Origin of the sequence: Campylobacter sp. MIT 12-8780 (assembly GCF_006864535.1) — a bacterium.
Lineage (GTDB): Bacteria > Campylobacterota > Campylobacteria > Campylobacterales > Campylobacteraceae > Campylobacter_D.
The window spans coordinates 117,716-132,930 of sequence record NZ_QHLL01000005.1; the positions used below are offsets into that span (position 1 = coordinate 117,716).

The 15,215-nt window shown below is 34.9% G+C and carries 10 protein-coding genes, 2 tRNA genes and 1 pseudogene; 7 read left to right on the forward strand and 6 right to left on the reverse strand.

The genetic code is table 11. From position 1 onward, the window contains the following. Window positions 1–154 precede the first annotated feature (154 nt). A complete protein-coding gene (locus DMB95_RS05385) occupies window positions 155–649 on the reverse strand; it encodes a ferritin (RefSeq protein WP_142931219.1) in 495 nt (164 codons plus the stop codon). A 322-nt stretch (window positions 650–971) separates the two neighbouring features. On the opposite strand from DMB95_RS05385, the gene DMB95_RS05390 reads away from it, so the two are divergent. Beyond that, window positions 972–1,961 (forward strand): substrate-binding domain-containing protein, encoded by a 990-nt coding sequence (locus tag DMB95_RS05390; RefSeq protein WP_142931220.1) that lies wholly within the window; start codon window positions 972–974, stop codon window positions 1,959–1,961. An 82-nt stretch (window positions 1,962–2,043) separates the two neighbouring features. On the opposite strand, the gene DMB95_RS05395 is transcribed toward DMB95_RS05390, so the two are convergent. Further along, complete coding sequence (locus DMB95_RS05395; protein ID WP_142931221.1) at window positions 2,044–4,149, reverse strand: TonB-dependent receptor domain-containing protein; 2,106 nt, start codon at window positions 4,147–4,149, stop codon at window positions 2,044–2,046. Window positions 4,150–4,310: 161 nt separating this feature from the next. Between DMB95_RS05395 and pstC the strand changes: the two genes are divergently transcribed. The 4 genes from pstC to DMB95_RS09815 all read left to right on the forward strand — a co-directional run bounded on the left by pstC (window position 4,311) and on the right by DMB95_RS09815 (window position 9,361). Continuing rightward, complete coding sequence (gene pstC, locus DMB95_RS05400) at window positions 4,311–5,225, forward strand: phosphate ABC transporter permease subunit PstC (RefSeq protein ID WP_137633199.1); 915 nt, start codon at window positions 4,311–4,313, stop codon at window positions 5,223–5,225. Beyond that, window positions 5,222–6,319, forward strand: a complete 1,098-nt coding sequence (pstA, locus tag DMB95_RS05405; RefSeq protein ID WP_142931222.1) for a phosphate ABC transporter permease PstA — start codon at window positions 5,222–5,224, stop codon at window positions 6,317–6,319. The genes pstC and pstA overlap by 4 nt, the downstream gene beginning before the upstream one ends. After that, window positions 6,313–7,053 (forward strand): phosphate ABC transporter ATP-binding protein PstB, encoded by a 741-nt coding sequence (pstB, locus tag DMB95_RS05410; protein WP_142931223.1) that lies wholly within the window; start codon window positions 6,313–6,315, stop codon window positions 7,051–7,053. The genes pstA and pstB overlap by 7 nt, the downstream gene beginning before the upstream one ends. A 208-nt stretch (window positions 7,054–7,261) precedes the next feature. Next, window positions 7,262–9,361 (forward strand): methyl-accepting chemotaxis protein, encoded by a 2,100-nt coding sequence (locus tag DMB95_RS09815; protein ID WP_142931224.1) that lies wholly within the window; start codon window positions 7,262–7,264, stop codon window positions 9,359–9,361. A 31-nt stretch (window positions 9,362–9,392) separates the two neighbouring features. Here DMB95_RS09815 and cmoA read toward each other — a convergent pair whose 3' ends face one another. Further along, a complete protein-coding gene (cmoA, locus tag DMB95_RS05420; RefSeq protein WP_142931225.1) occupies window positions 9,393–10,100 on the reverse strand; it encodes a carboxy-S-adenosyl-L-methionine synthase CmoA in 708 nt (235 codons plus the stop codon). 1,429 nt (window positions 10,101–11,529) lie between these two features. Between cmoA and DMB95_RS09890 the strand changes: the two are divergent. Then, window positions 11,530–13,002 (forward strand): annotated as a pseudogene (locus tag DMB95_RS09890) (DNA translocase FtsK); the annotation flags it as partial. Window positions 13,003–13,059: 57 nt separating this feature from the next. Then, window positions 13,060–13,455 (forward strand): hypothetical protein, encoded by a 396-nt coding sequence (locus DMB95_RS05430; RefSeq protein WP_142931227.1) that lies wholly within the window; start codon window positions 13,060–13,062, stop codon window positions 13,453–13,455. Between the two features lie 121 nt (window positions 13,456–13,576). Here DMB95_RS05430 and DMB95_RS05435 read toward each other — a convergent pair whose 3' ends face one another. The 3 genes from DMB95_RS05435 to DMB95_RS05445 all read right to left on the reverse strand — a co-directional run bounded on the left by DMB95_RS05435 (window position 13,577) and on the right by DMB95_RS05445 (window position 15,195). Further along, window positions 13,577–14,905 carry an esterase-like activity of phytase family protein gene (locus tag DMB95_RS05435; RefSeq protein WP_142931228.1) on the reverse strand — a complete coding sequence of 443 codons (1,329 nt, stop codon included), beginning with the start codon at window positions 14,903–14,905 and terminating at the stop codon, window positions 13,577–13,579. Between the two features lie 112 nt (window positions 14,906–15,017). Beyond that, window positions 15,018–15,093: transfer RNA gene (locus DMB95_RS05440), tRNA-Met, on the reverse strand. A 27-nt stretch (window positions 15,094–15,120) separates the two neighbouring features. Continuing rightward, window positions 15,121–15,195: transfer RNA gene (locus DMB95_RS05445), tRNA-Gln, on the reverse strand. Window positions 15,196–15,215 lie beyond the last annotated feature (20 nt).

The following is a 15,215-nucleotide window of genomic DNA, read 5'->3' on the forward strand; positions in this document are numbered from 1 at the left end:
TAGTAAGTAAAAGCTAGAAAAACAAAAAAGAGACAAAAAAATCTGTTATTTTAAATAAAATTTGATAAGATTATAAAAACTCAAAAAAATTATAAAGCAAAATGAATTCAATAAAAAGCGTGGCTTAAAATCACTTAAAAGCCACACCAAGTTTTTAGCCTTTAGCTAAAGTTTTGATATACGCATCAGCAAGATAAAGCCCATTTGCGTGATCGCCAATAAGCTTGATTTTATCAACTATACCTCTAAAAAGTGCTTCTTCTTCGTGCTGTTCAGCAACATACCATTGAAGGAAGTTAAAAGTTGGATAGTCTTTTTTGATCAGCATAAAATCAACCAAATCATTAATTGACTTTGTGATGAACTGCTCGTGTTTATATGTTTTTTCAAACACATCAAGCAAGGATTTAAACTCATCATCTGGTTTTGCAACTTCAGCAAGTTTGACATGTGAATCTGTCTCATTAAGGTAAGTGATGAGTTTTTTAGCATGATCGCTTTCTTCACCAGCATGTTCAAATAAAAACAAGCCAGCACCATCATAACTATTTTCATAGCACCAAGAACTCATACTAAGATACAAATTCGCCGCGAACATTTCTTTGTTGATTTGCTCGTTAAGTAGAGCAATAACTTCTTTTGAAAGCATAACTTTCTCCTTTTTTTTGATTTTGTGAGAAAATTATAGCACAATTTTTTAATTTTTTTACAAAAAATGAAAAAAAATTTATCAAAATTATTTTATTTTGATAATAAAAAGTGCTTTTTAAACCTTGATATTTTAGTATAAATATACCTAAAAATAGACTTTTAAACTTATATTATCAAAAATATAAGTTTTTGATAATATCATTATTTAAAGAAAATATTTATCAAAAATATGAGATTTTTTTAAATAAAATGATATGTTTCTAAAAAGTTTCTTTTTTATCTTACACTTTGCATGCTTAAATTATTTTTTAGGAGAAAAAATGAAAAAAATTCTAGCATTAAGTGTAGTAGCTTTTTCTTTGCTTCAAGCAGATGAGCTTAAAATAGCCGGTTCTTCAACCGTGTATCCTTTTACAAGTTTTGTGGCTGAAGAATACGCAGCTGTAAAAAATGCAGGCACGCCTATAGTTGAAAGTGTTGGCACAGGTGGGGGATTTAAGGTGTTTTGCGAGGGTAAAACTGATATTTCAAATGCTTCAAGAGCGATTAAGCCAAGTGAGTTTAAAGCCTGCCAAGATGCAGGTGTAAAAGACATTATAGGTGTGATGATAGGCTATGATGGCATAGTTTTAGCACAAAACAAAGCCAATGCACCTTTAAACATCACTTTAGAGCAACTTTTTTTAGCTCTTGCTAAAGAAATTCCACAAAATGGCAAGCTTGTGCCAAATCCTTACACAAATTGGCAACAAATCGATAAAAAATTACCAAATCGCAAAATAGCCATTTATGGACCTCCATCAAGTTCTGGCACAAGAGATACTATAGAAGAGCTTGTTTTAAGCAAAGTTTCAAAGAAATTTAAAGAATACGGCGATCAAGCTGGCAAATACAAAAGTATGCGTCAAGATAGTGCGTATATCCCAAGCGGAGAAAATGATAATTTAATCGTTTCAAAGCTAGGTGCGGATAAAAATGCCTTTGGGCTTTTTGGATACGGCTTTTTAGCTTCAAATAAAGATAAGATCAATGCTGCTAAGATAGATACCATAGAAGCAAACGAAAAAAATATCGCTGAGGGCAAATACGAGCTTGCAAGAAGTTTGTATATATATTTAAACGCTAAAAATCCTGAAACTTTAGAATTTGCTAAGCTTTATATGAGCGATGATCTAGCAAAAAGCGGTGGAGAGCTTGAAAAAATAGGGCTTGTGCCACTAAGCGATGCGAATTTAAAAGCAAGTCAAAAGCATTTAGAACAGAAAACAAAACTTGATGAAAGTCTGGTAAAAGCTGGCAGGGTGTTTTAAAACAGCAAAACACCTTTACCCAAAGCCCATAAAAAGGCTTTTGGGTAAGTTTAGTGAAAGAAGTTAATAAAGCTTAAAAAGCTCAAAAGTCGTATTTATAATGCATCCAAAAGCTTCTGCCCTCAGTATAGTCTTGATAGAGGTTAGCATATCCGCTTGGATTGCCTGTTGTGGCGTCTCTTCCTGTAGCTATAGGATCAAAAAAGTCTTTATCAAATAGATTGTAAATCATAAAGCTTAAGGTTGAGTTTTTATCTATCTTGTAGCTTGTGCCTAGATCAAAAGTATAAAAAGGCTTGTATTTTTCTATGTTTGTTCCACCTGCGTTAGTTAAAGGTCTATTGTTGCCACCCTTTGCTCTAGCTATAGTGTTAAATTTGCCTCTAAATTTTAAAAAAGAGTTGAATTTACCATATTCATGATCAAGTTTAGCACTAATGATATGTTTTGGTTTGTTTTCAACCCTTGTGCCACCAAGCACATTTAAAACACCATCTTTATATACATTTTCTATAAAAGTATAGCTTGAACTTAGTCTAAAATCATAAAATTTTGCACTCTTAAAAGCAAATTCTATACCCTTAGCTTGAGTTTTGCCAAGATTGATAGGATAGGTACAACCTCCGCTTGCGTTGCAAGTTACGCCATTTGGTAAAATATCTCCCATTACTGCGTTTTGTGTGCTGATTTGATTTTTAAAGTCTGTTAGAAAGCCTGTGATAGTGTAATTTGCATAATCAAATAAATTAAAATCAACCCCAAGCTCATAATTTATGCTTTCTTCTGGTTTTAAGTCCGGATTACCATAAGCATCACTTGTTGCACTTGAGCTATATCTGCCTTTTCTGATTTGCTTAGCTTGCGGTGTTTTATAGCCTTTTGCTATGCCACCTTTTAAGGCTATATCATCAGTGATATGATAGATTGCATATACTCTTGGTGTAAATTCACTTTTAAACAAATCACTATACACCCATCTTAAACCAGTGGTAAAGATGAAATCTTCAGTGATGAAGTATTCGCCCTCGCCGTATAAAGCGGCTGTGATTTGATCGATATTTTTACCTTGTAAAATATTTGTGCTGCCTCTACTTCCTGCCGTATCATCGGTTAAAACCTCATAATCAGCCCTTGCTCCAAAAGAACCTACTAAATTTCCAGCCGCACCTAAATCAAAAGGAAGCACAGCCTTTGTTTCTCCAACTATGATTTGAGAAACGAGCTCTTTATCCCAAGTGCGTCCGTATTGTGCGTAAGAATTAATGCTTCCAAAAGCAAAGCTTCCATCATAATTTCCCACGAAATTATCTTTTTTGATTACTCTATCTGAGCGAATGGCTTGTCCGCTTGTTGAACGCGTAACGATGTTATTATCATAATGCTCATAGTCAAAATAAAAGCTATTTGCCTCATCAAGCACAAAATTAAAGCGTCCGCCTATATTTAAAGCTGTAAGCTTGCCCGGACTATGGCTTGGAATTTGAAAATTAGCCGGTCTTTGAGTGCCATTGTTATAAGGCACGCTAGGCCAAAGATGAGAAGATTCATTTTTGCTATAGTATTTTATACGAGCTGAGAAAGAAAGCTTATCTTCTATGAGTGGGGTTGAGATATAGCCATTCATAGAGCCAGCATTACCATAAAGATCAGGATGTTGTTGAAGTTGGGTATCAAGAGCTATAGAGCCACTAACTTCATTACTCATCTTTTTAGTGATAATATTTATCACTCCACCAACCGCATCAGTGCCATAAAGCGTTGAGGCTGGTCCTCTTATAACTTCTATCCTTTCTATCATCGCAAGTGGAGGCATATAACCGCTTTCACTACCATCAAAGCCATTGCTATAAAAGCCATTTGCTACGCTTTGACGTTTGCCATCTATCAAAACAAGGGTATAAGCAGAGCCAAAACCGCGTATGCTATAATCATAAGTGCCGGTTTTATTCATCGATACATCAACACCGGGGATATCTTGTATAGCCTCACCTATGTCTTTTATAGGACGAGAATTAAGCTCTTCGCTTGTGATTACTGAGATACTCGCAGGAGCGTCTTTGATGTCTTGTTCAAAGCCTGAAGCAGAGATAACTGAAGATTCAAGAGTATGCGTTTCTTCAGCGTTTAAATGCCCCCCCCCAGCGAGCAATAGTATAGCCGCTATACTTAATTTGAAGTTTAATTTCATTAAATTCTCCTTTTTTATGATTTTAAAATGAAGTTTCAATTTTATATAAAATAGTATAAAAATTCACTTAAATAAAAAGTTTATAAGTTTCCAAAAAGTTTCCAAGTCCTTTTATACTTTCACAGCTTTTTTAAAGCGAGGATTTTAAATTTGAAAAGAAGATTATGAAAGAAAGAGTGATTAAAAGCATACTTTTTTTATGCGCTTTTGTAAGTGTGGTGATTAGCTTTGCGATTATGCTTACTATTTTGATCGAGGCTTTGAAGTTTTTTAGCAAAGAAAGCGTTTTTACCTTTCTTTTTTCTTCGCAGTGGGCAGCTGATGCGGCTTTTACCTTGGCTGATGGTAGCACAGGGCATGGGGTTTTTGGTGCGGCGAGTTTGTTTTGGGGGACTTTTTATATCTCTGTTATTGCTATGATTACGGCTTTGCCTTTGGGTATTATGTGTGCTGTGTATCTTGGAGTTTTTGCAGGTAAAAGATCAAAAAACTATCTTAAGCCAGTGCTTGAGCTTATCGCTGGAATTCCAACCGTTGTTTTTGGTTTTTTTGCTGTGATTATCATCGCCCCTTCAATAGTCTGGGTGTTTCACGCTTTTGGTATGAATGCAAGTTATGAAAGTGCTTTAGGAGCTGGTTTTATGATGGGGATTATGATCGTGCCTATAGTGGCTTCTTTATCACAAGATTGCATTGAGGCTGTAAATGTTAAGCGAATTCAAGGAGCGTATGCTTTGGGTATGACAAAAAAAGAGGTGGTATTTGCTGTGATCTTACCAGAAGCTATGCCTGGCATTATCGCTGCTTGTTTGCTTGGGCTTTCAAGGGCTTTAGGAGAAACTATGATCGTGGTTATGGCAGCGTCTTTGCGTCCAAATATGAGCTTAAATTTCTTAGAAGATATGACAACGATAACCGTGCATATAGTCCAAGCCTTACAAGGCGATCAAGCTTTTGATAGCTCTTTAACCTTAAGCGCTTTTTCTTTAGGACTTGCGCTTTTTATCATCACTTTAATCATCAATATGTTTAGTGTTTATCTTATCAATAAATTCCATAAAGGAAAAAGCCTATGAAAACTCTCATAAAACGACGCAAAAAAGCTTCAAAACATTTTAAGTTTTTTTGTAAAGCTGGCTTGTATATTAATATGTTTTTTTTGTGTATCTTTATAAGCACGCTTGTATATCTTGGTTTGCCTGCTTTAAAGCAAAATTATATTTTAATCAGTGCTGAGTCAAACTCAAGCGTGATAGCGTTACTCTCAAGAAATGAAAGAAGACAAATTCGCCAAAACGGCTTACCACAAGATCAAATTTGGCTCTTAGCAAATGCAGAAGTTGATCAATACGCTAAGCAGAAATTCAACAAGCTTGATGACACACAAAAAGCCCTTGTGGATACGCTTATACAAAATCATTTACTTGAGGCTAAATTTAACTCAAATTTCTTTTTAAGCGGGGATTCAAAAATAGCTCCTGAGCAATCAGGCATACTAGCTTCAGTAGTAGGCACCTTGCTTTGTATGTTTGTGTGTATGGTTGTAGCTGTGCCTATAGGCGTAGCAGCTGCGATTTATCTTGAGGAATTTGCTCCACAAAACTTGCTTACTCATATCATAGAAGTGTGTATAAACAATCTTGCGGGCATTCCTAGTATCATCTTTGGGCTTTTAGGGCTTGCTTTATTTATCAACTTTTTTGGTGTACCTCGCTCCTCAGCTCTTGTTGGTGGGCTAACTTTAGCTATTATGAGTCTTCCTATCATCATCGTTGCGACAAAAGCAGCTTTAAAAAGCGTTGATGTGAGTATGAAAAATGCAGCTTTAGCTCTTGGCTTTACAAAATGGCAGATGGTTAAAGGCATAGTTTTGCCTTTAGCTATGCCTATGATCTTGACAGGCTCTATCCTAGCCTTAGCCCAAGCCATAGGCGAAACTGCACCTTTAATGCTTATAGGTATGATAGCTTTTATCCCAGATGTAGCAAGCTCACTCAATCAGCCTACAACCGTGCTTCCAGCTTTGATTTATAACTGGGCTTCTATGCCAGAAAGGGCTTTTTTAGAGCGAGCTGCGGCTGGAATTTTGGTGCTTTTAGGGCTTTTAGTGATATTAAATTTAGTAGCCATACTACTTAGAAAATACTTTCAAGGAAAACAAACATGCTAGCACAAGTTATAAATTTAAATCTTTTTTACGGAAAAAAACAAGCGTTATTTGATATCAATATGCAAATCAATAAAAACAAAATCACCGCATTAATCGGTGCTTCAGGTTGTGGAAAATCAACCTTTTTGCGTTGTTTTAACCGCATGAATGACAAGATCGCAAAGATAGAAGGGCTTGTCGAGCTTGAGGGTAAAGATGTAAGAGGGCTTGATGTGGTTGAGCTAAGAAAAAGCGTAGGTATGGTGTTTCAACAGCCCAATGTCTTTGTGAAAAGCATTTATGAAAACATAGCTTATGCTCCAAGACTTCACGGCTTAATAAAGCACAAAAGTGATGAAGAAGCTCTAGTCGTTGATAAACTTGAAAAAGTAGGGCTTTTTAAAGAAGTAAAAGACAAGCTTAAAAGCAACGCCTTAGCTCTTTCAGGCGGACAGCAACAAAGACTTTGCATAGCTAGAGCTCTAGCGATAAATCCAAAACTTTTGCTTTTAGATGAACCAACTTCAGCCCTTGATCCTATCTCATCAGCTGTCATAGAAGAGCTTTTAAAAGAACTAAGTCATAATTTAAGTATGATAATGGTTACGCACAATATGCAGCAAGGCAAAAGAGTAGCTGATTATACAGCGTTTTTTCACTTAGGCGAACTTGTTGAATTCAATGAAAGTAAAGAATTCTTTGAATTTCCAAAAGAGGAAAAAACGAGAGCTTATTTAAGCGGAGTGTTTGGATAATTGGTGCTTTGTGGTGCGTGATATTTGATTTGTTACAGCTAAGAGAGTTTTTGTAAAACAAGAAAAAGTTTTTATTGAAAATTTATTTTTTAAAACAAACTTTAAATATTTTCGTGATATAATCTTGCAATTTTTTGAAAATGTGCGATTATATGATAATTTTCGTCGTTTTCGATTTAACAAACTCACTACGCAAAAAAGGAAAAAGATGAAGTCTTTCAACAATCTAAATATAGGAACAAAGCTCATATCTTCGGTGCTTGTTCTTGTCGCTTTGGGTATTTTTATTATGCTTTTTACCATTTCTTCTAGGGTAACAGCAACTACAGATGAAGATGTGCAAAAAATACTCACTGCTTCAGTAAATCGCTACGCAAATTTTGCTGAAGGTATCTTTCAAGAGCTTACAACCTTACTTGAGTCTTCAAGTCAAAACATCAGATCAGGACTTATTTCACAAACGATGAGTGTAGATGAGGTTGAATTTAGCATTATTTCAGCTGTTGATGCAAGCAATTATATCGAATTTGCGTATTTGCATTTACTTAATCCAAGTGCTGAATTTAAAGATCAAGACTCAGCTTTCATCAGCAAAAATAATAAATTTATGATGTTTTATCGTGATGAAAACCCAACTTCAAGAGGTGGGGTAAAGGTTGTTGATACTGATGATGTTGTGCTTACAGGACGATCTGTTCCAAAAGTTTTAGCAGATAAAGTTCCAGTTTTAGGTAATCCTAGAATGATGGAGTTGGATGGAAAGAAATTCTATGGAGTAAATATAGTCTATCCTATCTTTGGAGCAAAAAATGATGAAATTATAGGTGTGATCGGTTTCATTGTCGATCTTAAATCTTTAGCAGATAATATTTCAGATCCAAGATTTCAAATGTATGAAGGCGATTTGCGTTTTATCATCAATGAAGAAGGCGTCATAGCAGCACATACAAATACAAGTGCTATAGGACAAAATATCAAAGATTTTAACCCAAATACTAAAAGTGCTCAAAAAATACTTGATCTTATCCATGGCAATGATAATATTGCTTTTGTGGACGATTATCTTACAGGAGAAAATATTGAATCTATGCTTTCAATCAAAGGTTTTAACATACGAAATATCGGCACTTGGTATATGGTAACAACAGCTCCTAAAAGTGCGGTGCTAGCAAATGTAAGAAGCTTGCAAATTGATATTGCTTTGATTGGTATTGCTGTTTTGGTGGTTATTGGGGTTATTCTTTATATCCTTGTGCGTAAAATTATCGCTTCAAGAATAGGCGTAGTGCTTAATACTTTGCTGAATTTCTTCCGCTACATCAACCACGAAAATGTTAAAGTTCATACTGTTAAAATTCACGCTCAAGATGAGCTTGGGCAAATGGGAATGGCAATCAATGAAAATATAACCAAAACTCAAAGAACTCTTGAGCAAGACAAACTTGCCGTCCAACAATCAGTGCAAACCGTGCAAGTGATAGAAGGTGGCGATTTAACAGCAAGAATCACAGCAAATCCGGGTAATCCTCAGCTCATAGAGCTTAAAAATGTATTAAATCGCTTACTTGATGTCTTACAACACAGAGTAGGTTCAAATATGAATACCATTCATGAGATTTTTGAGCAGTATAAAAATCTAGACTTTAGAAATAAAATCCCTAATGCAAGTGGTAATGTAGAAATCACCACAAACACTCTAGGCGATGAAATCGTAAAAATGCTTAAAACCTCATCTGACTTTGCTAACTCTTTAAGTGAAGAAAGTGGCAAACTCCAAGAAGCTGTAAATGCTCTCACTCAAAGTTCAAACTCACAAGCTCATTCTTTAGAAGAAACAGCAGCAGCTTTAGAACAAATCACTTCTTCTATGCAAAATGTCTCGACAAAAACAAGTGATGTCATCACTCAAAGTGAAGAGATTAAAAATGTCACAGGTATCATAGGAGATATAGCTGATCAAATCAATCTTTTAGCCTTAAATGCAGCTATAGAAGCAGCAAGGGCTGGAGAACACGGAAGAGGTTTTGCTGTTGTGGCTGATGAAGTAAGAAAGTTAGCTGAGCGAACACAAAAGTCTTTAAGTGAGATAGAAGCAAATACTAACTTACTTGTGCAATCCATCAATGATATGGCTGAATCTATCAAAGAACAAACTGCAGGTATTACTCAAATCAATGAAAGTGTAGCTCATATAGAAAGTGTAACTCAAGATAATGTGAAGATTGCTAATGATAGTTCTGTGATTTCTGATACGGTTAATAGTATCGCCAAAGATATACTTAGCGATGTGCAAAAGAAGAAATTCTAAACCTTTTTTAAGACTTCATAATAATGAAGTCTTAATCCTTAAAAGCGATAAAGCTTTCAAAATTTCCCCATTTAAAAAAGCTTTCTATTTTTTTAAATCCTGAATTTTCAAGCATAGTGATATTTTCTTTTTCACTATAAGGCACAAGCACATTTTCTAAAGCTTCTCTTTTTTTGGCGATCTCAAAATGCGAATAGCCTTGTTCTTGCTTGTATTCAGCGTAAATATCTATCATTTGCTTAGCTAAAACAGCATCTTCATACACAATCTTTTCACTTAAGATAAAAAAGCCCTTAGGATTTAAGCTGTGATAAATTTTATCAACCAAAGCTTGCCTTTGCAAAGGGCGTATAAATTGCAAGGTGTAATTTGCGATAAAAATATCGTGTTGCTTAAACTCAAGCTCGTTAAGATTGCCTTGTAAAAACGAAATTTCAGCCTTAAAAGCTTTAGCCTTTTTGCGAGCGATTGAAAGCATAGCTTCAGCCTCATCTACTCCGCATAAAACAAAGTCTTTTTGCAAGGAAAAGAGTTCAAAAAGTAAAGAAGCTGTTGAGCAACCCAAATCACAAATTCGAGCTTTTTTAGGCGCAAGATGAGCGATGAGCTGTGTGATGAGCCTTACATTTTGTTTGTAAAAAGGCACGGATCGTTGTATCATATCATCAAAAACGCTAGCCACGCTCTCATCAAATTCAAATTGCTTGGTGCTTATTTTACGAAAAAGTTCGTCTTTCACACTTATCCTTTTTTTGAAATTTTACTCGTGATTATAGCACAGAAAAAGGCATAAAAAGTGATAAAAATACTAGCAAAGTGAGTTGATTTTATGCTAAAATACGGCTATGATTTTTTAGCTTTAAGGACACACAATCAAAAAAGAACTCATTTTTATCATCTCAAGTTTTGCTCTTTTTTATCTAGCTTTTGTTAGCATTATGCCTGATTCTTTGGGTTTTATTTCTCGAATTTTAGGAGAGTTTAATCTCTTTTTGTTTGGGGATTTTGCTTTATTTTATCCTTTTGTTTTGCTTCCTTTAAATTTTATTTTTTATAAAAGAAAATACGAGTTTGATAATATTTTAAGACGTGAGAGTATAGGACTTTTTCTAGCTTTTTTTGGCTGTGTTTTGTTGTTTGGAATTTTAAGCAAAGAGGCTGGTTATATCCCTGAAGTGCTTTATACTATCATCGGGGCTCTTTTTGGGCGAGTTTTAAGCGGGATACTTGCTTTGCTTATGCTTTTGCTTGCTTTGATTTTGCTTTTTCCAGCTTTTATAGAAGCGGTATTTGGTGTAAGGATTGATTTTTCGGTTTTTGCTTCTTATGAAGAAAAATTAAAACATATCTTGTATCGTTTTTTTGGCGGTAAAAATGAAAAAGAAAAAGAACAGACTAAAGAAAACATTCAAGAAGAGCTTGTGAAAGAATTTACACAAGATGAGACTTTTAAAGAAAAAGACTTTAACACGCAAGAAGCAGAGTTAACGCAGCTTGAAAAAGAGGATTTACAAGGATTAGAAGCTGAAGTTTTTATTCAAAGGGATTTGCAAGATAAAGATATAAACGAACAAGAATCACAGCAGATAGAAGATAGCAAGCAAGAAGAAAGCAACCTAAGTGAAGCCTTAGACGAGCCAGCTTTTTCTACTCAAAACAAGCAAATTCATAATTTTGTTACCAAAGCAAGCGCTCAAAGTTTTGAATTTGAGGATTCAAATCCTCTTGAAATGAAAAAAGAAGCCTTTGTGCCAGAGCGATTTTTAAAGCCTAAAAAATTAGAAGAGATTAAGATGAATTTAGCTTACAAATCAAATTTTGATGAGCCAAGTTATAAAAGAAAAAATATCAATCTCAAAGAAGAAATAACTAGCCCAGAACAAGAAGAATCAACACAAGAGCCAAATTTAACAGAGCAAATTCAAAGCGCTAAAACCGAGCAAGAGTCAGATCAGCCTTTTAGTTTTGAAGTTAGCGAGCTTGAGGTAAAAGAAAAGCCAAAAGAACCAAAAGAGCAAGAGTTTATCCCTATAGTTGAAGAGTATCAGCCAAAAGAAAACTCTCAAGAAGTTTTAGCAAGTCAAAGTTTGCAATCTTTAAATTCAGCTCAAAGTCAAGTTCAAAAACAAATTCAACACACAAAAGCATATATTCAAACCGAGCTTAAGTCAAACACCGCCTTGCTTGACAGCCTAGAAAAAGGCAAACTTGAAGCTCCAAAGGACTTTAAACTGCCCTCACTTGAGTTTTTAGTCAATCCTAGCCAAAATAAAATTGAAATCAACGAGCAAGAAATCGATAAGAAAATTTATGATTTGCTTGAGAAATTGCGTCGTTTTAAGATAGGTGGCGATGTGATAAGCACCTATACAGGTCCTGTGGTAACTACTTTTGAATTTCGTCCAAGTGCAGATGTAAAGGTAAGTCGAATTTTAAATTTACAAGATGATTTAGCTATGGCTTTAAAAGCAAGCTCTATACGCATACAAGCACCAATTCCAGGCAAAGATGTAGTTGGCATAGAAGTGCCAAATGAACAAATTCAAACTATTTATCTAAGAGAAATTTTAGAAAGTGAGATTTTTAAAAATGCAAAAAGCCCTTTAACCCTAGCTTTAGGCAAGGATATAGTAGGCAATGCTTTTATCACTGATCTTAAAAAACTCCCTCACTTACTCATCGCTGGCACTACAGGAAGCGGTAAAAGCGTGGGGATAAATTCCATGCTTTTAAGCTTGCTGTATAGAAATAGTCCTAAGACTTTAAAGCTGATGATGATTGATCCAAAGATGCTTGAATTTAGCATTTATAATGACATACCGCATTTACTCACTCCAGTTATCACTGATCCTAAAAAGGCGGTAAATGCTTTATCAAACATGGTTGCAGAGATGGAGCGACGTTATAAGCTCATGGCTGAAGCAAAGACTAAAAATATAGAAAATTATAATGACAAGATGAAAGAGCTTAAAAAACAAGGCTTAGAAGCAAATGAAGAACTGCCTTTTATAGTAGTCATCATCGATGAATTAGCCGATCTTATGATGACAGCCGGAAAAGATGTCGAGTTTTACATAGCTCGCCTTGCTCAAATGGCTAGAGCAAGTGGAATTCATCTTATAGTCGCTACGCAACGCCCAAGTGTTGATGTGGTAACTGGGCTTATAAAGGCGAATTTACCAAGCCGTTTAGCCTATAAAGTAGGGCAAAAGGTTGATTCAAAGGTGATTTTAGATACTCAAGGTGCTGAAAGCTTGCTTGGTAGGGGCGATGGTTTATTTACTCCTCCTGGAACTTCAAATTTAGCGCGTATCCATGCTCCATATGCTAGCGAAATGGAGATAGAAAAAATAGTAGACTTTTTAAAAGCCCAACAAGCTGTAGAATATGATGAAAATTTCTTAAAAGATAATTCTTCAAGCCAAGCTGTATCAATGAGTGGCCAAAGTAGTGTTGGGACAAAAGATGAGCTTTTTGAGCAAGCTAAAGCTGTGATTTTAGAAGATAGAAAAACAAGCATTTCTTACCTACAACGCCGACTTAATATAGGCTATAACAGAGCTGCAAATATCATAGAACAGCTTAGCGATGAGGGCTTTTTAAGCCAGCCAAATGCTAAGGGGCAAAGAGAGATTTTGTGATGAAAATTAGAAAAATAATGTTACAATGCAAAGAAAAAATACAATAAGGATTAAAAAATGAAATACAAAAAGCTTTTTCTTATATTTTTTATGCTTTTGTTTGCAAATGCAGAAGATAGATGCAAAAGTCAAGAAATGCAAGAAGCCGTAAAACAAATCAAAGCTATATTTAATCCGCCAACTAGAATCGATCCGATAAGCACTTTAATAGAAGTTGATTGCAACAACGATACTTTAGAATACAAATACACACTCGATCCAGTAAATGATATAAAATCCCCAAGCACGCAACAATCCATGAAAAAAAGGATTGATGAAAGAAATCAAGCTTTATATTGTGAAAATGAATTCATGTCTTGGTATAAGTATAATGATTTTGGTATGAGTTGGAGCTATTATCTTGACAATAAACTTATCATTTTCATTAAAAAAACAGCAAAAGATTGCTCTTAAGCAAGACTTAAAACCTAAGCCTTACTTGCTCCTAGCTTAATGAAAGCTTGCATTTTACGTTCACTTCTTTTAAGCCATAGCTATGAAAAAGAAGTTTTATGCCTTATCCTTGCTTAAAACTTTATCTTGCTTCTAAAAAATCTTTCACCTCAAGCAAAATGATTTCATTATCATCGCTTTTGTTTGGCTCTCTTGCATCAGAAAATGGAAAATTATTGTCATTAGCCACGATGATATGGTTAGTATCTACAATATCCACATCTTCTATAGTAAAAAATGGAAAAACAAAATTTCCATCAACTAAGGGCTTTTTAGAAAGCTTATGAGTATCTTTAATCTTCATGAGATCAATATAAGCTATTTTTTGAGCTATGCCACTTTTTTCATCAAGCTTGATTTTATATATCCTTTTAAATTTAGCTGCACTTTCAAAACACTTGCTTGTATCCTTTGTTTTGCAAAGCTTGTCTTTCACTCCAGAGCTATTATCTCTTTCTATGACAAGGGCGTATTGTTCATCTATCATGTTAAAATCGCCTATAGCATGGTCATTTTCTTCAAAAAAGTATTTATAGCTCTTATTTGTAAATTTCTTTTTTGCCACATCAAATTCAAGTATCCTTGTAAATTGCTTACCCTTTTCGTTTTCATATTCTTCGTTTATAAAAAGTGCACCCTCAAGCATAGGATAAAGAAAACTTCCATCTTTTGAGCTAGCCATTGCTTCAAAGCCTTTTGAACGTCTTACATTAAAAGAAGCTTGCTTTGATTGAGGTTTTGAGCTAAGCTCTAAGCTAGGGTGATCAGGAGAAAGAAGCTTAGCACCTTGCGCGTAAGTTTCAAAGACTTCTTTTAAAACTCCATTTTTATCAAAATGAAGCAAAAATGGTCCAAATTCTTCGCCTACCCAAAATTCACCCTTAATGATTTGAAAGCTTTCAGGATCAAAATCAGCCCCAGTTAAATACCGCTCTTTTGTGCCTTCAAGTGTGATTTTATAAGGGGATTTTTTGTTTGTATCTTTAAAAAATATAGTTTGCAAACGTTGAAAAGAGCTATTTTTAAAATCAAGCTTATATTTGTTAATAAAAAGCATATTATCAGCTGAATTTGCCTTAGTTCCAAGCCCATTATCAGTGATTATATAAATTTCATCATTGCCAAGATATTTGAATCCACTATGACCTTGCACAGCTTGATCCTTAAAAGGAAGCTTGAAATTTTTTATCCTATCTTGAGGCAGATACTGGGCTTCAAAGCTATGAAGCTTTTCTTCTCTTGTCCCATTAAAAAATTTCCCAGCAGTATGCAAAAACTCAGGTGCATCTTTTGGAGCCTTGATTTTTTCATCAGCCTTAATGACTATATGTCCAGCCAGACTTGCTTCATACTCCTTAGCTACAAGCAAACTGAGGCTCAAACTTAAGCTCAAAGCAATTTTTTTAAGCATTTTTTCTCCTTTGAAAATTGTTTGTGAAACTATATTTCAAATGGGAAACATTTTGAATACAATGTGCTTAAATTTTTAAAATAAAAACATTTAAAAAAGGTAAGGATATACTTGGTTGCGAAGGGGAGATTTGAACTCCCGACCTTCGGGTTATGAGCCCGACGAGCTAACCACTGCTCTACTTCGCGTCAGTAAAATGAGAGATTTAAAAAGAGTGGATGGGGTAAAGGGATTCGAACCCCTGAATGACAGGACCAAAACCTGTTGCCTTACCGCTTGGCTATACCCCATCAAAGGTTTTTAAAATGTG